The sequence below is a fragment of the Flavobacterium facile genome, from assembly GCF_036321945.1.
Lineage (GTDB): Bacteria > Bacteroidota > Bacteroidia > Flavobacteriales > Flavobacteriaceae > Flavobacterium > Flavobacterium facile.
Genome location: NZ_JAZAYT010000033.1, coordinates 65,496 through 86,599, shown reverse-complemented (window position 1 = coordinate 86,599; position 21,104 = coordinate 65,496). Strand labels below are relative to the sequence as shown.

General features: G+C 30.7%; 19 protein-coding genes. 14 read left to right on the top strand and 5 right to left on the bottom strand.

What is annotated here, in order from left to right:
• Nucleotides 1–14: 14 nt before the first annotated feature.
• Entirely contained in the window at nt 15–653 is a 639-nt protein-coding gene (locus UEQ13_RS09430; RefSeq protein WP_329806102.1) for a rhomboid family intramembrane serine protease, read from the bottom strand.
• A gap of 129 nt (nt 654–782) precedes the next feature.
• Between UEQ13_RS09430 and UEQ13_RS09425 the strand changes: the two genes are divergently transcribed.
• Nucleotides 783–1,655, top strand: a complete 873-nt coding sequence (locus tag UEQ13_RS09425) for a lysophospholipid acyltransferase family protein (protein WP_329806101.1) — start codon at nt 783–785, stop codon at nt 1,653–1,655.
• Between the two features lie 156 nt (nt 1,656–1,811).
• Here UEQ13_RS09425 and UEQ13_RS09420 read toward each other — a convergent pair whose 3' ends face one another.
• Complete coding sequence (locus tag UEQ13_RS09420) at nt 1,812–3,296, bottom strand: aminotransferase class V-fold PLP-dependent enzyme (RefSeq protein WP_329806100.1); 1,485 nt, start codon at nt 3,294–3,296, stop codon at nt 1,812–1,814.
• Between the two features lie 176 nt (nt 3,297–3,472).
• Between UEQ13_RS09420 and UEQ13_RS09415 the strand changes: the two genes are divergently transcribed.
• From UEQ13_RS09415 to UEQ13_RS09390, 6 genes are all read left to right on the top strand, one after another.
• Nucleotides 3,473–4,609, top strand: coding sequence for a HEAT repeat domain-containing protein (locus tag UEQ13_RS09415; RefSeq protein ID WP_329806099.1), 1,137 nt, complete (start codon nt 3,473–3,475; stop codon nt 4,607–4,609).
• Between the two features lie 146 nt (nt 4,610–4,755).
• Nucleotides 4,756–6,030: a glycosyltransferase family 2 protein gene (locus UEQ13_RS09410; protein ID WP_329806098.1), complete on the top strand. Its 1,275-nt coding sequence runs from the start codon at nt 4,756–4,758 to the stop codon at nt 6,028–6,030.
• A gap of 5 nt (nt 6,031–6,035) precedes the next feature.
• Nucleotides 6,036–7,283, top strand: a complete 1,248-nt coding sequence (locus UEQ13_RS09405) for a YaiO family outer membrane beta-barrel protein (RefSeq protein ID WP_329806097.1) — start codon at nt 6,036–6,038, stop codon at nt 7,281–7,283.
• Between the two features lie 12 nt (nt 7,284–7,295).
• Nucleotides 7,296–7,667 carry a response regulator transcription factor gene (locus UEQ13_RS09400; RefSeq protein WP_166126179.1) on the top strand — a complete coding sequence of 124 codons (372 nt, stop codon included), beginning with the start codon at nt 7,296–7,298 and terminating at the stop codon, nt 7,665–7,667.
• A 64-nt stretch (nt 7,668–7,731) separates the two neighbouring features.
• Entirely contained in the window at nt 7,732–9,297 is a 1,566-nt protein-coding gene (locus UEQ13_RS09395; protein ID WP_329806096.1) for a protein adenylyltransferase SelO, read from the top strand.
• A gap of 48 nt (nt 9,298–9,345) precedes the next feature.
• A complete protein-coding gene (locus tag UEQ13_RS09390) occupies nt 9,346–9,753 on the top strand; it encodes an SRPBCC domain-containing protein (protein ID WP_329806095.1) in 408 nt (135 codons plus the stop codon).
• A 214-nt stretch (nt 9,754–9,967) separates the two neighbouring features.
• Here the strand turns inward: UEQ13_RS09390 and UEQ13_RS09385 are convergent, their stop codons facing one another.
• The 3 genes from UEQ13_RS09385 to UEQ13_RS09375 form a co-directional block, all read right to left on the bottom strand.
• The gene (locus tag UEQ13_RS09385) at nt 9,968–10,291 is read right to left on the bottom strand and encodes a hypothetical protein (protein WP_329806094.1); all 324 of its coding nucleotides are present in this window, start codon (nt 10,289–10,291) and stop codon (nt 9,968–9,970) included.
• A 329-nt stretch (nt 10,292–10,620) separates the two neighbouring features.
• Nucleotides 10,621–11,793, bottom strand: coding sequence for a GlmU family protein (locus tag UEQ13_RS09380; protein ID WP_329806093.1), 1,173 nt, complete (start codon nt 11,791–11,793; stop codon nt 10,621–10,623).
• A 127-nt stretch (nt 11,794–11,920) separates the two neighbouring features.
• Entirely contained in the window at nt 11,921–12,175 is a 255-nt protein-coding gene (locus UEQ13_RS09375) for a type B 50S ribosomal protein L31 (protein ID WP_329806092.1), read from the bottom strand.
• Nucleotides 12,176–13,019: 844 nt separating this feature from the next.
• Between UEQ13_RS09375 and mtaB the strand changes: the two genes are divergently transcribed.
• The 7 genes from mtaB (at nt 13,020) to UEQ13_RS09340 (ending at nt 21,101) form a co-directional block, all read left to right on the top strand.
• Nucleotides 13,020–14,348 (top strand): tRNA (N(6)-L-threonylcarbamoyladenosine(37)-C(2))-methylthiotransferase MtaB, encoded by a 1,329-nt coding sequence (gene mtaB, locus UEQ13_RS09370; RefSeq protein WP_329806091.1) that lies wholly within the window; start codon nt 13,020–13,022, stop codon nt 14,346–14,348.
• A 188-nt stretch (nt 14,349–14,536) separates the two neighbouring features.
• Nucleotides 14,537–15,274 carry a hypothetical protein gene (locus tag UEQ13_RS09365; RefSeq protein ID WP_329806090.1) on the top strand — a complete coding sequence of 246 codons (738 nt, stop codon included), beginning with the start codon at nt 14,537–14,539 and terminating at the stop codon, nt 15,272–15,274.
• Nucleotides 15,275–15,492: 218 nt separating this feature from the next.
• Complete coding sequence (locus UEQ13_RS09360; RefSeq protein WP_329806089.1) at nt 15,493–17,025, top strand: hypothetical protein; 1,533 nt, start codon at nt 15,493–15,495, stop codon at nt 17,023–17,025.
• Nucleotides 17,026–17,177: 152 nt separating this feature from the next.
• Nucleotides 17,178–19,337: a KAP family P-loop NTPase fold protein gene (locus UEQ13_RS09355; RefSeq protein WP_329806088.1), complete on the top strand. Its 2,160-nt coding sequence runs from the start codon at nt 17,178–17,180 to the stop codon at nt 19,335–19,337.
• A gap of 72 nt (nt 19,338–19,409) precedes the next feature.
• The gene (locus UEQ13_RS09350; RefSeq protein ID WP_329806087.1) at nt 19,410–19,859 is read left to right on the top strand and encodes a hypothetical protein; all 450 of its coding nucleotides are present in this window, start codon (nt 19,410–19,412) and stop codon (nt 19,857–19,859) included.
• Between the two features lie 27 nt (nt 19,860–19,886).
• Nucleotides 19,887–20,693, top strand: coding sequence for an alpha/beta hydrolase (locus tag UEQ13_RS09345; RefSeq protein WP_329806086.1), 807 nt, complete (start codon nt 19,887–19,889; stop codon nt 20,691–20,693).
• A 27-nt stretch (nt 20,694–20,720) separates the two neighbouring features.
• Nucleotides 20,721–21,101 (top strand): PH domain-containing protein, encoded by a 381-nt coding sequence (locus UEQ13_RS09340; protein WP_166126145.1) that lies wholly within the window; start codon nt 20,721–20,723, stop codon nt 21,099–21,101.
• Nucleotides 21,102–21,104 lie beyond the last annotated feature (3 nt).

Genomic DNA, 21,104 nt, shown 5'->3' with positions numbered 1-21,104 from the left:
AAATAGCATGCCAATTATATCTTTTTCATTTTTACTAAATAAATTAAAACTGCTATTGGAATTAATAAAATCCCTATAAATAACAATCTTGTTTCAAACAAATCTGGCCTAAGTAATAATGTAAAAAGTAATCCTCCAACAGCGCCACCTAAATGTGCTGTGTGGCCTATATTATCATATTGTCCTTTCATACCATAAATTGAATATGCTAAATATAAAAACGCAAAAATATAACCTGGAATCGGAATAGCACCGAATAGTAAAATAGAATTCTCCGGATACAATAAAATCGCACAATAAATAATTCCCATTACAGCTCCAGAAGCTCCAATAGCTGAATAATAAGGTTCTTCATTATGAATAAAATAGGTTAACAAACTTCCAATTGCCATACTTCCAAAATAGATTAAAAGGAAATTTATGGTGCTGAATTCTTGAGTTAGAAAATTAGCAAAGCTCCAAAAACTAAACATATTAAAAGCAAAATGAAACCAATCGGCGTGTAAAAAACCGGAAGTTATCATGCGATATTGTTCGCCTGCTTTGATGCCAGAAATGTTAAACTTATACTTGTCGAAAAAGACTGGGTTGGACAAACCTACATAGGTTACTAAAGCGGTAATTGCAATGATAATTGTTGTAATAGAATACATATAAAAAATTTAATAAACATAAAGGTAAGATAATAATTCAATTCTTTACCATAAAAATCCAATGTTAACCAAAATTTAAAATGTTTTCCTAAGAAATAACAAAACGTGTATATTTGCAAAAAAAGACAGATGCAATTACTCCTATATATAATAATTTACCCAATAATTTGGTTCATTTCCATTTTACCATTTCCCATATTGTACTTTTTATCAGATTGTATTTTCTTTTTGGTTTATCGAGTAATAAAATATAGAAAGAGAGTCGTTAGAGCCAACATCGCCTTAGCATTGCCTCATTTATCTGAAAAAGAAAGAAATGTAATTGAGAAAAAATTCTATTCTCATTTGTGCGATATGTTTTTAGAAATGGTAAAAACACTCTCTATTTCGCGTAAAGAAATTGAAAAACGATATGTTTTCACAAACATGGAAGTGTATCACGAATTAGAGAAAAAAGAAAAAAGCATTGCCTTATTGTGCGCCCATTATGCTAGTTATGAATGGGCTATTTCTATGAATTATCACATAAATTATTTAGGATTTGGCGTATATAAAAAATTAGCCAATCCATATTTTGATAAATTGGTACGAAAAATACGTTCAAAATTTAAAAGTGAGTTAATTGATAGTAAGTCTACAATTCCAACAATAGCTTCGAATTATAGAAGTAAAACGTATAGTGTATATGGTTTAGTGAGCGATCAATCACCAAAACTAAGTGCCACACATCATTGGCAAAAATTTATGGGCGTTGAAGTTCCGGTACATACAGGTGGCGAAATGTTAGCCAAAAAATATGACATGAACGTGATTTTCTTAAAAACGAAGAAAGTCAAACGTGGATATTATGAAGCTAGTTTTGAAATTCTTTCGGACGGAAATACAAAAGATATCCCAAATTACGAAATCACTGATAATTTCCTAAAATTAGTAGAACAACAAATTTATGACGCTCCAGAATTTTATTTATGGACGCATAAACGTTGGAAACATAAGAGATAAGTGTTTGATGTTTTTTTCAGTCAGAGTCATTCCGATGTATCGTAATGGTATCGAGAACTAGAAAAAAACTATTGAAAAACGATTCTCGATACATTTTTTGTTTTTCGTTCAAAAAAAACGAAAAACAAAAAACACTCGAATTGACGTTTTAAGAAATTACAAAAACCAGCCTCTAACCATTTCTACTTCTGGTCTGGTATCGTTTTTATGATTGAAATCATTTTTAGTTGGATTGTATACGTAATCTTCTTGCCAAGTGGTAAAGTTTTCCGCTAAATCAATTATCGCATCACAAACCAATTGAATTTCTTCTGAAGTTGTTGTTGGGTGAATCGACATACGAATCCAACCTGGTTTATTAGTTAAATCGCCTTCATTAATACTACAAGTAATAGAATTTGACGTTTCTTGGTTTACGTTTAACAAATAATGTCCATACGTTCCTGCGCAACTGCATCCACCACGAACTTGAATTCCGAATTTATCGTTTAATAATTTTACTCCTAAATTAAAATGTAAATCGGTAATATAAAACGAAATTACTCCTAACCTATTGGTATGTTTCTCTGCTAAAATATTGATGTTTTCTATTGGAGATAATCGTTCAAAAATATAATCTACCAATTCATGTTCTCGATCTAAAATATTCTTCACGCCCATTTTTTCCTTCAACTGAACAGAAAGTGCTGCTTTTATTACTTGTAAGAAACCTGGCGTTCCACCATCTTCTCTATCTTCAATATTATCAATATATTGGTGTTCTCCCCAAGGATTTGTCCAACTAACCGTTCCTCCACCTGGGCAATCTGGAACATTATTTTTGTATAATTCTTTATTAAAAACCATCACACCACACGTTCCTGGTCCGCCTAAAAATTTATGTGGCGAAAAGAAAATCGCATCTAAATAAGCGTCTTTATCTTCTGGATGCATATCAATTTCTACATATGGTCCAGAACAAGCGAAATCTACAAAACAAACCCCATTATTTTGGTGCATAATTTTTGCTACTTCGTGATATGGCGTTCTGATTCCAGTTACATTAGAACAAGAAGTAATAGAAGCAATTTTAAAACTTCTTTCTTTATATTGATTTACCAATTCGGTAAATTGATCTAAGCAAAACAAACCGTCTTCATTGGCTGGAATTACCACAACATCTGCAATGGTTTCTAACCAAGACGTTTGATTAGAATGGTGTTCCATGTGCGAAATAAAAACAATCGGCTTAATTTCATTTGGAATGGTTGTGTATTCTTTTAAATTTTCGGCAATTCGTAAACCTAAAATACGTTGTAGTTTATTTACTACACCTGTCATCCCAGTTCCATCGGTAATTAAAACATCATTATCATTGGCATTCACATGATGTTTTATAATATGACGTGCTTCATGATAAGCCATTGTCATTGCCGTTCCAGTAATAGAAGTTTCAGTATGAGTATTAGCAACAAATGGTCCAAAAGAATTCATTAATTTTTCTTCAATTGGACGATATAACCTTCCACTTGCAGTCCAATCGGTATACACAATCTTTTTTTCTCCAAAAGGTGATACAAAAGTTTGATTGATACCAATAATATCTTTTCTAAATTGTTGAAAATAGGTTTCTAATTCTGTTTTTACCAATGTTGCGTTCATTCTTCTAAATTTGCTTTCAAAATTACGTCTTTTTTTATTCAGTAAAAAAAAATCCTTTTAAATTATCTTAAATTAAAGAATCACAATAGGTTATGTCAATTTCATTTTAATATATTTGTGAAATAATATATGTTAAAAAAAAAAAAAATTAAAAACTATAATTTCGAATTTTAAAAATGATTTCCCTTAATTTCAAAGCTTCATACTTCTTATTCTCATTAAATGCTGAAAGTATATACTATTTTTTATTATACTTTTTTATTCCTTTAATTGTACTTTTTGTTGTTTTAATTGTTTTAACATTACTATACTCTAGATATGCTGTTGACAAAAATGATGATTTTAAAGAAAACATTGAAAATGAAACTAATACATTTTTAACTGAGCTTATATTTTCAGATTTTACAGCTCCTGAAATGAAAAGTAAGATCCAAGAATTTAAATTGAAACATAAATTAAACAGAAATTCTAGAAAGTATATTTTAAATAAAATCATTCATATTAAAGAGAATTTAAATGAAACTAACGAACATACTATGTTATTAATTTACAAGTATTTCGGTTTTGATGAAATTTCAAATAAATTAATTCGCAACAGAAAATGGTATTCTAAATCGGAAGCCTTTCATCATTATCAAAATATTGGATATAAAATAAAAACTGGACATGTAAAACAATTTCTAGACAGTAAAAATAAAGCTTTACGTTCCAATGCTATCATTGCTTTAATTTCTTTATCTGATGAAAAATTTGATGTTTTAGACAACTACAAATACACTATTTCTAAATCTGATGAAGTTAAAATTTTAGATATTATTTATAGAAAAAAATCAAATATTCCAAAGAACATTAAGAACTGGTTAAAAAGTAAAAATGATTCAATTGTAATCATTGCCATAAAATTAATTGTCCGATTTAGACACAAACAAAACATTTCACTAGAGCAAATTTCCTACTTACTAAATTTAGAAAATCCATCTGTTAGAAAAGAAGTTATTCTAGCTATTAGAGAGCTAGTTATGTTTGAAGCGAATGACATTTTAATGCAACATTTCACCAAAGAAACGAACATCAGAAACAAAATTTCTATTGTAAAAACTTTGAATGTTATCGGTACGTCGGAAAATATTGCCTTTATGTCGGGATTATTAAATGAAGACGAAAATTTAGATTTAGATTTGAAACTTGAAATTGTAAATTTTATCAATAAAACGAATCATTCATTTTTCAAAAATTTCAAATTTAACAACGAAGAAAAAAATACCGAGTTACAAAAAATGATTGCACACTCAAATTGCCCCTATTTAAATTGACAACCTTAGAAAGTATAGTTAAAGGCTCCGAATTATTTTTTGGCTGCTATTCCATTTTTTATATTCTTGTGTATATAATATTGGCCATTTCGTCTTTTAACGAAATAAAAAAATATTATATCGGTAAGTATTTTCTCAAAAAAGATGTGATCATAAAATCAAATAATACGATTGGAGTTTCTATAGTTGCGCCCGCTTTTAATGAAGGTATGACCATCATTTCGAATGTAAAATCATTACTTTCTCAAGAATATCCAAAGTTTGAAGTGGTTATCGTTAATGACGGAAGTACAGATGATACCTTAGAAAAATTAATTTCCGAATTTGAACTTGTAAAAGTTGATTTCTTCTATATTGAAAAAATCAAAACCGAACCTGTAAGAGGCCATTATCGTTCCACAAATCCGATATACAATAAACTATTAATTGTTGATAAAGAAAATGGAAAAAGTAAAGCAGACGCCTCTAACGCAGGAATCAATTCTACAAAATATTCCCTTTTTATTTGTACAGATGTCGATTGTATTTTGCGTCGTGATACAACAGCAATGCTTGTAAAACCCTTTTTGGAAAGTGATAAAAAAGTAATCGCGGCTGGTGCGGCATTACGAATTTCAAATTCATGTACTTTTAAAGAAGGCATGTTATACAAATCCCATTATCCTAATACTTTTTTCGCTGGATTTCAAGAGTTAGAATACATTCGTTCGTTTATATTCGGAAGAATGGCTTGGAGTAAACTTAATGGTTTACTTTTAGTTTCTGGTGGTCTAGGAATTTTCGATAAAGATACGGTGATTGCTGTTGGTGGATATTGGAATAAATCGCTAGGTGAAGATATAGAACTGATTACCCGAATGCGAAAATACATGCACGAACAGAAAAAAGAATTCGAAATAAAATACATTCCAGAATCGTTATGCTGGACAGAAGTTCCCGACGATAAAGAAGTATTTTTACGTCAACGTGTGCGCTGGGCTAGAGGTTTAATTCAAACTTTATTTTTACACAGAAAACTATTTTTCAATCCGAAATACAAAAACACAGGACTAATTGTATTCCCATATTATATTTTTTGCGAATTTATTGTTCCGGCTTTAGAAGTTATTGGGTTGGTTTTTATATTATTAAACATTTTCTTCTTTGGAATAAACGTTCCGTTTTTAGTGATTATTAGCATTTCTGTTTATTGTTTTTACATACTCATTACACTAAGTTCTATTTTCTTAGATCAAATGATTCACAAACAATATTCGAGTTTAAAAGAAGTAGGCCGACTAATTATTATGGTTTTTATTGAACCATTTGTATATCATCCATTAAACGTGTATGCTTCATTAAAAGGTTATGCACATTTCTTACTTAAAAAAGAGAAAAAATGGGGAGTAATGTCTCGTAAAGGTTTCAATACAGTAAAATAACAGATATGAAATTTAAAATTATATTATTTTTTATAGGTTTTTGCAGCACCGCTATTGCTCAAAAATTAAATACCGATAGTTTATTGGTGGTGACAAACAACATCCTTAAATCTGATACAAAAGAGTATTTTAAAGCTAAAAAAATCGCTCATCAATGTTTGAAAGTGGCTCCAGATTATTTAGACTTTCACATGGCGTTAGGAAGAATCCATAAAAACGAACAAAATATTGATAGTGCGAAATATTATTTTCAACACGTTATTGATGCCAACCCAAATTACAAAGAAGCATTTGTGTTTTTGAGTAAAACCGAATTAGAAGCAAAGAACAACGAAGCAGCATTAGCTTCAATCAACAAAGGAATTGCATTATATCCAGAAGAAAAAGAATTTTATTTCGTAAAACTTCAAATTATTAACAGTGAAGAAAATCCAAAAAAAAGCACAGAATATTTAGAATTTTTAAGTGCGAAATACCCTGAAGATATTGAAATTCAAAACCAACTTCGTGAAGTAAAAAGCAGTTTAAAATCCAACAGAATTGGTGCTGGCTATAGTTTTACAGAATTTAGTCGAGATAATTACGGACCTTGGCATTTGAGTAACATCAATTACATGAAACAATTTGAAAAGTTCTCACTTGGCGGAAGAATTAGTTATATTGATAGAAGAATAAATGGTTCGAGTAGTAATTCAGGCTATTTTTATGAAGTAGAATCGTATTTTAAAACGTCAAAAAAGAGTTATTCGTTTGCAAATATTGGTTTTAGCGAAGGAAAAGTTTTTCCGGAATTCCGATTTTTATACTCTTATTATTTGACTTTAGGAAAAGGATTTGAAACCGAAATTGGCTACCGATACAACCAACAACAAGACATAAAATTGAGCACAGGAATTGTCGCTCTTGGAAAATATTTCAAAAATAATTGGATCAATTTCAGAACTTCTTTTTTAATAAGCGAACCGAAATTATATCCTTCATTTACCTCAAATTTCAGACATTATTACAATACCAAATACGATTATTTCTCTTTAACAGCAGGCTATGGAACCTCACCTGATGAAAGACAAACATTAACACAATTTCAAAACCGAATTGCTCTAACTTCTTACCGATTTGGAGCAGGTTATAGTAAACTTTTGGCAAAAAAATACATAATTGGATTAAATACAAGTTTTAATAATCAAGAATACTTTCCTGAAAAATTTCAAAATGAATATAATTTTTCAATAGATTTAACATACTTATTCTAAAAAACACCTCCTATGGCTAATAAAATATTAATTATTGAAGACGATAAAATTATCAAAAATATTATCGAATTTTTATTAAAAAAAGAAGGCTATCAAATCGAATTTGCAGAAGATGGCTTAATTGGTTTGGAAAAAATTAATTCTTTTTTACCTGATTTAATTATCACAGATATTATGTTACCTTACAAATCAGGTTTAGAAATAACTTCCTATTCAAAAGCAAATTTCCCTAATGTTCCAGTTATTATTATTTCATCTTTAGGTAAAGAAGATTTAACCGTAATTGAAGCTTTTAAATTGGGTGCAGATGATTTAATTGCGAAACCTTTTAACCCAATAGAATTAGTATTAAGAGTGAAACGCTTTTTTTTAAAAAATTCTTAAAACTATACCAATCTTTAAAATAGTTGAAAATTTATAAGTACTTTTGATAGACAATTTTACAACCATGTCTATTCAATTTTTACATAAATTCACCACCAATTTACCTTCAGATGCTATTGAAGAGAATTACGCACGTCAAGTTCCCAAAGCAGCTTTTTCTTATGTAAAACCACGAATTCCGAGTCATCCAAAACTGATTCATATTTCTAAAGAAGTACAAAATTTAATTGGTTTTTCGGATGATTTTGTACAATCTGAAACCTTTTTACAATTAGTTTCTGGTGCAGCAATTGTTTCCAATGCAAAACCTTTTGCCATGAATTATGCCGGACATCAATTTGGTAATTGGGCTGGACAATTAGGTGATGGAAGAGCAATCGTTTTAGGAGAAATCGAACATAACAATCAAATTTTTACTTTACAATTAAAAGGTGCTGGAGCTACGCCCTACTCTCGTCGTGCTGATGGTTTAGCTGTTTTACGTTCTTCTATTCGCGAACATTTATGTAGCGAAGCGATGTTTAATTTAGGCGTTCCCACTACTCGATCTTTATCCTTAATTTCTACTGGTGACGAAGTCTTACGAGATGTGATGTACAACGGAAATCCAGCCATGGAAAAAGGTGCCATTGTGTGTCGAATAGCGCCAAGTTTCATTCGTTTTGGAAGTTTCGAATTGTTTTCTTCTCAAAACGACATCGAAAATTTAAAATTATTAGCCGATTATACAATTTCGAATTATTATACCGAAATTCAAGTTGAAGGAAAAGAAAAATATATCGGATTCTTCAACAATGTAGCCGAAAATACAAGAGAAATGATTGTGCATTGGCAACGAGTTGGCTTTGTTCACGGCGTAATGAATACTGATAACATGAGCATTCACGGCATCACAATTGATTACGGACCTTACGGCTGGCTAGAAGATTACAATCCGAATTGGACACCAAATACCACAGATGCTGAAGGCAAAAGATATCGTTTTGGCAACCAAGCAAACATTGCGTTGTGGAATTTATACCAATTGGCAAACGCATTATATCCACTAATTGAAGAAGCGGAACCTTTAGAAACGATTCTGAATAATTTCGCTAAAAAATACGATGAAGATTTTTCAGAAATGATGTGGAAAAAACTCGGAGTTACTTCAAAAAAGGAAGAAAACGACCAATTCATTCAGCAATTACTTTACAATTTAGAACAAACTGAAACGGATTACACAATATTTTTCAGAAACTTAAACCTGATTAATAAAATTGATACTGTAGAAGAATGTGTCTCGAAAATCAACTTTGCCTTTTATAAACCAGAAGAAGTAACCGGAATCATTTTAGAAACTTGGCATTTTTGGTTCGCCCAATATTTGTCGATTTTAAAAGAAGAAACCAATTCAGATTCAGAACGAAAAACACAATTAAATGTAGTCAATCCGAAATACGTTTTACGAAATTATATGGCGCAAATGGCGATTGAATTAGCTGAAAAAGAAGACTATTCTTTAGTTGACGAATTATATACATTACTTTTAAATCCATACAACGAACAACCCGAATATGAAAAATGGTTTGCCAAAAGACCAGATTGGGCGCGACAAAAAATTGGAAGTTCGATGCTGAGTTGTAGTTCTTAGTTAAGACATTTTAGAAAGTTAGATTTTTAGAAAATAAATAATTAGATTATGATTACTGTAAACACAACAATCAAAAACAAAACAATTGCCCAAGTTTGGGACTATTTCACGAACCCAAAACACGTAATGAACTGGAATTATGCTGGAGACGATTGGCATTGTCCGAAAGCAGAAAACGTTTTAGAAGTTGGGAAATCTTTTAACTATACAATGGCAGCTAAAAACGGCGAAATGAGCTTCGATTTTACTGGAATTTATACCGAAATTGAACTGTTTTCAAAAATAAGTTACGTTTTAGCAGATGATAGAAAAATTCACATCACTTTTCAAGAAACCGAAGAAGGTATAGAAATTATTGAAAAATTTGATCCAGAAACAGAAAATTCTGAAGAATTGCAACAAACAGGTTGGCAGATGATATTAGATAATTTTAAAAAATATTCTGAAGCAAATTAGGATGCAAACGCCAAATAATATCTAGATTCTTTAAGAATAACAAGTTGGAGTAAAAAACAAAAAACCGCAAATTCAAGATGTAATAATCTGTGAATCTGCGGTTCATTTATTTTAAATCAGCACCATCTGTGTTGATGTCACTCCGACATGTTTATCACGTTGAAAGTGTCTCAAAAAAAACGCTGATACATAATTTTATAGCAGCGTTTTTAATTTACTCATTTGAAACTCCAATGGAATCGATTTCTGCTAATGGATTTACATATTCTCTTTTCCATTTTTTCTCTAGAAAGTTATATAAAAAATAACAAGATAAACCTCCAATAGGTATTCCTAATAAATTAATTCCTATACTTTCAAAATCGATACCTAAAACGAAAATCTCATTGAAAATAGCTATAATAAAACCAAATAATATTTGACTACCATAATAAGTCGCCAATCCTAAAACAGCATATCCCCATTTACTTTTATTAAACTCGATTGCCAATTGGTAAAAATATTTTCCAACCCAATAAATTAATATAATTCCAAACATATTTTATTCTTTTAAATTACCAATATCTTCTATCTCTTCTAAGTTGGCGAATCGTTCTTCTTTTCCAAATTTTTTAATCAAATAAGCCCTAAACAAAATTGACATAATTAGACACAAAATAAAAATTGTTAGAGAAAAAATTACATTATTCTCAAATAAATCTTTAGAAAAATACTTAAAAACATAACCTACAATGTTTACTAGTATAAAATAAAAAACTAAAAAACGTATTACATTTCCAATATATCTGTAATCATAAAAATAGGAAATCTTATAAATATAAAAAGCAAAAACTAAAAAAATAACGATTGCACTTATCAAGACTTCCATTACTCTTTTCTATATTTTTTAGTTTCTTCAAAAACGTGTTCTAAAATTTTAGCATCTTCTTCAGAAAACTCTACATTTCTTCGTGCCATTACAATTTTAGCCGTATCAAATGCTTTTTTAGTTACATACGTTGTAAACCCTGAAGCGCCGCCCCAACTGAAACTAGGCACAAAATTCCTTGGGAAACCTGCCCCAAAAACATTCGTACTTACACCAACAACTGTTCCTGTGTTAAACATGGTATTGATACCACATTTACTATGATCTCCCATCATTAATCCGCAAAATTGCAAGCCTGTTTTAGCGAAATTTTCCGTTTCGTAACTCCACAATTTCACTTCTTCGTAGTTGTTTTTTAGGTTACTATTGTTACTATCTGCGCCAATATTACACCATTCTCCTAAAACAGCATTTCCTAAAAACCCATCATGACCTTTATTCGAATACGCAAATAAAACCGAATTGTTGACTTCACCACCAATTACAGAATGTGGTCCAACTGTTGTAGCGCCATATACTTTCGTCGCTAGTTTCACTCTACCCGATTCGCACAAAGCAAATGGTCCACGAATGACAGAACCTTCCATAATTTCAGCATTTTTACCGATATAAATAGGTCCTGTTGATGCGTTTAAAGTAACAAATTCTAATTTCGCACCTTCTTCTATAAAAATATGTTCTGGTGACAATACGTTTACCGATTTAGGAATCGGTTGTGAATACCTATCTTCAGTTAACAATTCGAAATCTTCACGAATGGCAACGTCGTTTTTTTGAAAAATATCCCAAGTGTTTTCTATTTTAATGCATTCGTTGGTGAATTCTATCACTTCAAAAGAATCAAAATCGACTTCTTCTCCTTCTTTAGCAAAAAACGCCACCACTTCTTCGTCTTGGAAAATCGCTTGGTTGACTTCTAAATTCTTTACCATTTCCACCAAAATATCATTCGGTAAAAACGAAGCGTTAATCATCACATTGTTTTCCATTTCTACCATTGGCCATTTGTCTGACAAATATTCTTCGGTAATGGTAGTGGTTGTATAACCTAAATATTTTTCCCATTTTTCACGAATGGTTAAAATCCCTACACGAATATCGGCAACAGGTCTGGTGAAGGTAAACGGTAACAAAGCATTACGATGCGGGCCATCAAAAAGGATATAGTTCATTTTGTAAATTTCTAAGTTGAATGGTAAAAGTAAAATAATTAAATTGACCAAGCAAAAAAATCCTTCCCTTTAGCGCATAAAAAAACCCCGAATAAATTCGAGGTTTTGTATAATTATATAAATTCTACTATTCTTTAGAGAATTTAGCATATTTAGTTTTGAATTTATCAATACGTCCTGCAGTATCAATAAGTTTAGATTTACCTGTGTAAAAAGGGTGAGACGTTCTAGAAATCTCCATTTTGAAAACTGGATACTCAACACCTTCGTGAGTGATAGTTTCTTTAGTTTCAACTGTTGATTTTGTGATGAATACATCTTCGTTAGACATGTCTTTAAAAGCGACTAATCTGTAATTTTCTGGGTGAATTCCTTTTCTCATTTTGTAAATCTTTAAATGTATGATTATAATTTGTTTCGCGGCTTTTTACATAAAAAGGTGTAAACGCCTTATAACCTTTTGTTAATTTTGTTTTTATTTCAGGGTGCAAATATAGGTATTTATATTAATTACACAAACTTTTTTTGAAAAGAAAAATACAACCGTTTTTCAGCCCTGTTTTCTTTAATAACAATTCCTGCAAGGTTTCCAAAACCATATAGGTTTTACCGTTAAATCTTATGAAGTTTTTTCTTTCTTAATAATGTTGCATAATGAAACAAAACCCAATACAACAAAAACAAACGCACAAATGCTAATTATTATATAGTTAACATCTCTGCTACTATAACTTAAATCAATATTAAAAACAAACCTTGACAAAACAAACAATCCTAAAATAATCATTAAAATTGATGACGTTCTTTTACTTTTCATACAAATTGTTGGTTTAAAACGCTAAGATATAAAAAAATATGTTTTTCAAAATACCTACAAGGTTTTAGAAACCTTGCAGGATAATTCAAAGTAATATAAAAATTCAAACCCAAATTTGCTTTGCACCTCTGCGACTTTGCGTGAAAAAGAACAAAACTTTGCGCCTTTGTGTCTTAGTATCAAAATGAACCTTTGCGTCTTCGTAGCAAGCTATTGCTCCTTATATAAAAAATACGTAATTTTGCATCCGATTTGCGTGAGTGATTACTTCACATTGTTTTTATTTGCATCGGAGTTCAGTGAACTTCGTTTGTAGTGGAAATCCTTTTTTTGTGGCTTTTTTTCAAGACATAAAAAAAGATTGTAACGGATAGCACGACCTGAAAGGGCACGCCCAAAGAAAATGATTATGTCTGATAGAAAAAAAGTAGCTTTTTATACACTAGGTTGTAAACTGAATTTTTCGGAAACTTCTACGATTGCCAGAAACTTCAATGATGAAGGTTTTGACAGGGTAGATTTTGAAGAAGTTGCCGATATATATGTAATAAACACATGTTCGGTTACGGAAAACGCCGATAGACAGTTTAAACAGGTGGTGAAAAAAGCCATGAAACTAAACGACAAAGCTTTTGTAGCCGCCGTTGGTTGTTACGCCCAACTAAAACCAGAAGAATTAGCCGCAGTTGATGGCGTAGATTTGGTTTTAGGTGCTACAGAAAAATTTAAAATTACCGATTACATCAACGACCTATCTAAAAACGATATGGGCGAAGTACACAGTTGCGAAATTGAAGAAGCCGATTTTTATGTCGGAAGTTATTCTATTGGCGACAGAACGCGTGCTTTCCTAAAAGTGCAAGATGGTTGCGATTATAAATGTACATATTGTACGATTCCGTTAGCGCGTGGAATTTCTAGAAGTGATGCTTTGGAAAATGTATTGAAAAACGCGAAAGAAATTTCAGAGCAAAACATCAAAGAAATTGTATTAACCGGTGTAAACATTGGCGATTACGGTAAAGGAGAATTCGGAAACAAAAAACACGAACATACTTTCTTAGAATTAGTGCAAGAATTAGACAAAGTGGATGGTATTGAAAGACTAAGAATTTCAAGTATTGAGCCTAATTTACTAAAAAACGAAACGATAGAATTTGTAAGCAAAAGCAGAACGTTTGTACCGCATTTTCATATTCCCTTACAAAGTGGAAGCAATGAAATTTTAGGAAAAATGAAGCGTCGTTACCAACGTGAAATTTATACGGAACGCGTAAATAAAATCAAGGAAGTCATGCCTCACGCTTGTATTGGTGTGGATGTGATTGTTGGATTTCCTGGTGAAACCGACGAACACTTCTTAGAAACGTACAATTATTTAAATGAAATGAACATTTCGTATTTGCACGTGTTTACCTATAGTGAACGCGACAATACGGAAGCTGCAAATATGCCAGGCGCTGTGCCAGCTAACGTAAGAAGCAAACGCAGTAAAATGTTACGCGGACTTTCAGTTAAAAAACGCAGAGCGTATTATGAAAGTCAGATTGGTACAACAAGAACGGTTTTATTTGAAAACGAAAACAAAGAAGGTTACATTACTGGTTTTACAGAAAATTACGTAAAAGTAAAAACACCTTGGAACCCAGAATTAGCCAACACGTTACACGAAATCACCCTAACAAAAATTGACGATGACGGTTTGGTACGAATGGATTTTGTTAACGAACCCGCATAAGCTTAGCATTTGTAGTTAAAAGAAAATTGATACGTTTTACATTTTAATTTTTTTTTATAAGATATTTTGATACTTTTGAAAACTAAGTAAATTTAATTGTCAATAATTAAAAAAAACTAGTATATTTCAAAACGGTTAAAACCTTATTAATTGAAAGTTGAAAAAATTATTTAAGTAAGACAGTAACAATGAAAAATAGTACTACATCATCAGATATAAAAACTCTTGTAGAAGTAACAAAAGTTGACAGTAGAATAAAAAAAGCGCAATTATTACCACATCCAGATTCTAGATTAGATTCTTTCTTAATGAAAATTCATCCTATTAGCGATGAAGGTGTTCCTTACAGAGATCTAACTAATTTGGAAACCAAAAAAGAAAGTTTAGGTCAATTAATTGAAAAACTAAACGTTACAAAAAGCACAAGATACCAAAGAACGGTTGAAGACACCTATTGCAACGTGTACTCTTACGATTACTGTTACTTTTCAAAAGTCTATTTGCCCACTATTTGGTGGACAGATGAAGCCTTACAAAGAGTATTAAACGGCGAAGAAGTGGAACCAGTTTTCGGTGAAACGGTAGATAACATTTACTCGAGTGCGATTCACGATTGGTTTGGAGTTTGGGGCGCTAGTTTTGGTTGGAAAAAAATGACCGATTTAGACGAAATTCAACATAAAGTAAACACAGAAGGTGGCGTAGGTATCATTTGTGCCAAAAGAAAAATAGTAGGTTTATCAGGACATATTGTACCAATTGTCCCAGAAACCAAAACCAAAAAAGCATTCCGAGAAAATGGCGTGGTCAAATACCCATTACAATCTCAAGCCGGTAAAATAAATTATAATTATTTCGCCAGAGCCAGAAAAGATTGGTGGAATCACGAACGTTATTCGTCTCATGTGTTTTACTATCACGAATAACAAAGAAGCAATAAAAAATAACCGCCGTGTACAAGTATTTAAAACGTCAATTCGAGTGTTTTTTGTGCAGTGAAGCGGAAAAAAAAAGTATCGAGAATAGTTTTTAATGAAATATTTCTTGTTCTCGAAACAAGTTTCTGACAAAAAAATAGCAGCAAAAACAAATTATATCCAACGGATAAAAACAATATATCAAACTTAAAAGAACAAACGTATAAATGAAAGACAATCAGACAACAAAGTATTATTGGGGAATTGGATTAGAAAACGAAACCTATATTCAATTTGAAGATCCTCTAACGGTGTCTGGTGCATTTATACATGAAAAAGTAGGGCGTGAAAGATATAGTTTAGACTACACCACCTATTACAAACCAGGAAGTTTGTCTTTAGCTTTAAAAACCGGTTTCGAAGAAAACAAAAACTATTTTATAAGTAGAATGATCAATAGTCATTCTTTAGAAAAATTAGATTTAAAATACAACCATAAAACAATAGCCAAAAAAATCGAAACGGAAGCTCCAGACAACGGCAGCATCAGTATCGAAACTATTGAAAACCCTGATTATTTAGGCAAAAGCATTTTAGAAAACTTTCTAGAAAAACAACCGTTCAACATTAGTAGCATGATTACTACTAAAACAAATCCAATGGGATCCGTTTGTTTTGATGGGGATTCTATTGAATTTGTCACTAAATATTTCGAAAACAGAACCATAGAAGAATCTTGCAATGAATTAATTACAACAAAAAATTTATTTGTTGATAAAATTAACGAATCGGGAGTACTAGAAGAAAAGCTTCATTTTCCTGCCTACAACAGCGGACTAAACATGTTCATGTCGAACCAAGAAAATATTGTTTTGTTCAATAACGGGACGTATCATTTTCACCTTACCTTACCTACTCTAACGCAAAACAGCCGAATAGTAGATTACGATGCCTTCGACAAAACACACGCGAATGCCATGTATTTATTACAATGGTTTCAGCCGCTTTTTATTGCTACGTTAGGAAGTCCGGATATTATGGGTGTGATTAGTGAAAAGTTTAATTTAGATAAAAATTACGCTTTAGGTTCTATGCGAAATGCCATGTCACGTTATATTGGCGTGGGTACGTATAATAAAGTGATGCCGAAAGGTAAAATACTAACCTATAAAGTAGAAGATTTTAGAAAACTATTAAAGTTCACAAAAGAAGAAAACATTTGGTGGAGAGATCAAATTGAAAACGACATGGAATACAATTTACTTTCTGATGTCGGTTTAGATTTCAATCAAGAAAAAATGTACCAAAGTGGCTTCGAATTTAGAAGTTTTGATGAGTTTCCTATCTCCTATTTACAAGACGTACTTTATGCGATACTATTAATTTGCGAACATTCTTTAAACGTAACCGATGTAGCTTGGGGACACGACAGTAAGGTTTGGAACAACATCATTTTTAAATCGTTAAAACACGGTTATACTACCGAAATGACTGCTGAAGAAAAAGCAGAAGTTTTAGAGGTATTACAACTAACCCATTTTAAATCAGAATTTGAGGCTATAGTTTTATTAGACGAATTTTTCTTTAAGATATTAGAAGTATTACACGACAAATACAAAGACAATAACGTTTGCATCAACGCCATGAGCAACCAAAAAAGAGACAGTTTTACAAGATGGGATAACTTTAACAAATACCAAATTGAACAACACAAAAAACAAATTGAGATGGTAGGTTTAGAAGCCAAAATTTTAAGTTAAAAATAAACTTGTTAATAAGTTGACAACATAAAGACTGCTAGTAGCGGTCTTTTTTTGTGGGATTTTTTGTATGTTTGGGGTACTTAACTATAATTGAGTACATAAACAAGTTATAGTCTTTTTTTTCAATTTCATCATTAAACATCTATTACATGAATACAGATTTACCTTTAATAAATTACGAAGATGACAAATTAGGCAGATTCACTTTTGCATCAGAAATAGCAGATGGCTTAGTTAAATCTTTTCAAGAAAATAATGAAAGTATTGTATTAGGAATAAATGGTAATTGGGGATCTGGAAAATCTACTTTAATAAATTTTATAATAAATGAGGTTGAGAGAATCTCTTCAGAGAATGGTTGTGAAATAATAACACTTAGGTTTAATCCTTGGATGTTCTCAGGTCAAAAGGAACTTCAAAATATTTTTTTAAAAGAAATGTTTTTGAAACTCGAAAGTAATAAAGAAAAGCTTAAAGGTGCATCACAAAAAATAGCAGATTTCTTAAGCCATCTAAACTGGCTTAAATATGTCCATTCTGGAGCAGGAGATGCGGTAAAAGAAGTTCAAGAATTTTTAGAAGGAATAAATAAAGAAAAAGATTTAGCCCAATTAAAAAAAGAACTTGATGAAATTCTAATCAAATCAAAAGTAAAACTTTACATAACCATTGATGATATTGATAGATTAACTCCATCAGAAATTACAGATATTTTTCAATTAGTAAAACTAAATGGAAATTTTGCAAATACTATTTTCATTTTGGCATACGACCAAAAAGTTGTAACATCCGCTCTTGATAATCAATTTGGAGAAAATGGCAAAAAGTATATTGAAAAAATAGTTCAAGTAGACTACACTCTTCCTAAAATTTCAACACAAAATATTTCACGTATTTTTATTGATAGTTTATCAAATTTATTCCCTGAAGGGGAACTTCAAGTAAAATTAATAGAGTTATCAAAAGAAATAAAATCGAAATCATTACTAAATTTTTTCACATCACTTAGAGATATTTACAGATTTAATAATAGCATAAAATTAAGACTTTCATCAATCTACAATGAACTTAATATTATTGACTTCTTATTAGTAGAATCGTTAAGAATATTTAATTATCCTGCTTACGAATTTGTTATTGAAAATAAAGAAAATCTTATTTTTAAGAGCGAAGAAAATAATTTTGGAAATACAAAAAAACAATCAGTTTCTGACTTTATTTTTCAATCAAATTTTGATAATACAACAATAGAAATATTAAATAATTTGTTTTCTCACAATGCTTTAGGCTTTTTCAAAACCACCAATACTCATGATTTAATTCGTGAAAAAAGAGTCTCTAATGAAAACTATTTTGACAGATATTTTAATCTTCAATTGTCATCTTTTGACATACAAGAGTCATTATTTGAAAAATACATTCATAGTACTATTATAGATGAAAAACTTGAAATACTAAAAAAGATAAATTCTGAAAAAAAATTATTTGGTTTTTTAAATTGGGTTGAGATTAAAAGTAAAAAATCAAGCCCTCTAGAAATTGCGAATATCATTTCTGCCAATCTTTGCTTCACAGATTCGTTAAAATTTACAAAAGAATCCTTTTTCGGGTTTGATTCTGAATATATGATTGTTTTAAGGTTTTGTTCAAAACAGTTAGAAAAAGTTTCAAATATTGAGAAGAGAAGAGAATTAATTTTACAACATATAAATAAACCCAAAAACAATTTTAAATTTTCATCATTCTATATTGCTGATACCATCTTACATGCAAAACATAAATTTGATGAAGGTAAATTATCATACAATCATTTATGGCATATTTTGCTAGTAAACGGTATGGAATCAAATGATGAAAAAAATGATGAAAATTTTATTAAAAAAATAAAAGAAATTCATAATCTTAGCAGCAAAGTGATTTTTGAAAAAGAACTCAAAACTCCTGAAACTTTAAATGAAGACGAACTTGCTTGTATTTTAGATTTCGTTAAAAATGACCATAGTGATTTTTATGATAAAAACTTTCATCAACTTATAGCTAAAGATTCAGATTTAATCAAATTCTTATGGATGTCAATTAAAAGAAGCTTTATGCATTCTGGAGACCAGACTGGTTATCAATTAACTCATTATCAATTTTTTCCAGGTATGGATATCGAAGCGATAAAATTAAGAGTTGAAAAATTTAAAAAAACAAAATTCACTGATGATGAGAACACAGTCACTCAACTTTTCCTTAAAGCCTATGAAGATAATTTTCAAGAAAAACGATATTATAATATTAAAACATTAGATGTAATGGGATATTAAAAGCTACAGCCCTCACTCCACAAAGTCTCACAACTTTGAGCCAATAAAACAACAATAAAAACACTCTAAAACATGGAAGAAATCACAAACAGCCAATTTGATCAATTTGAAAAGAAACCAGTCAACAGAAGAGTCTTATTACCCGTATGGATAAAAGTATTTTGTTGGTTATTTATGATTATGGGAGTGGCAGGAATTGCTTGCTTTCTTATTGGAATTTTTGGAGGAACAGCCGATTTATCTTTATATGGTTTTGAAACCAACAAACCTTTAAGTCTATTAGGTAGTTTGATTATTGCTTTAATGTCATTTAAAGCTTTCACTGCCTATTCTTTATGGTTTGAAAAAGACAATGCCATCCAATTAGGAAAAATTGACGCCATTGCAGGAATTATTATTTGTTTTGTTTCAATGGTTGTTATTCCTATTTTTGTTGAAAATGCTGGTGTAACACTTAGATTAGAACTTATACTTCTTCTTCCTTTTTATTACAAATTAGAAGCTATCAAAAAAGCTTGGTAAGCAAATCAAAACTTAAACTAATTTAAAATGAAATCTATTTATTTCTGTATCTTAACGTGCTTACTTAGTATTACAAATACAATTGCCCAACAAAACGATTCCATTCCAAAACATGAAACGTTTACAATCGCATCGAAAAAAGTAAATGAAACGAGAGTTATTAATGTTTGGCTGCCTTCAGAATATAATAAAAGTACCGATTCATTATCTGTTTTATACATGGCTGATGGTGGCATTCAGGAAGATTTTCCTCATGTTGCCAATACATTAGCTAAACTAATACAACTTAAAAAGATACAACCTATCATTTTAGTCGGTATTGAAAACACACAACGCAGAAGAGATTTAACGGGTGAAACGGTAGTGGAAGAAGATAAAGAAATTGCACCAGTTGTAGGTGGTTCCGCAGCATTTAGAGCATTTATACAAGAGGAACTTTTCCAAGAAATCAATACAAAATATAAAACGACTGCCAAAAAAGGCATCCTCGGAGAATCTTTAGCTGGACTTTTCGTAACTGAAACCTTATTACTACATCCAGAAATGTTCGATTTCTATATCGCTTTCGATCCTTCACTTTGGTGGAACAATAAGCATTTAGTTAAAACTGTCAATGAACAACTTAACCATTTTTCAAATAACAAAAAAACATTCTGGTTTGCAGGTTCAGGTGAAAAAAGCATTTTTAAATCGACTAATAAATTGGCTAAAATTTTAACGGCAAAGAACATTCAAAATCTAAATTGGAATTACTCACCAGAAAAAAAAGAAGACCATAGTACTATCTTTAGAGCCACTAAAGAAAAAGCACTAATTTGGTCGTTGAATAATTAAACCAAAAACAACAAAAAAACAAAAAACATGGGAATATTTTCATCATTATTAGGTAACGCAGGAGCCGTGACCCAAGAAGACTTATTAAAAAAATACGGGCAATTATTAACCGATTCAGAAGAAATAGAATTAGGTTTCAAGTTAATTCGTGATACTTTTATTTTTACTAACAAACGTCTAATTTTAGTCGATGTTCAGGGGCTTACTGGAAGCAAAACCGAATATAAAACAATAACGTATAAAAGCATCACACGTTTCAGCATAGAAACCGCAGGAACATTCGACTTAGAAGCAGAATTAAAAATTTGGATTTCTAGCGAAGCGCAACCAAGCATTGTAAAACAGTTTAACAAATCGGTAAATGTGTACGATGTGCAAAAGGTTTTGGCGCACCACGTTTTGAAATAAAAG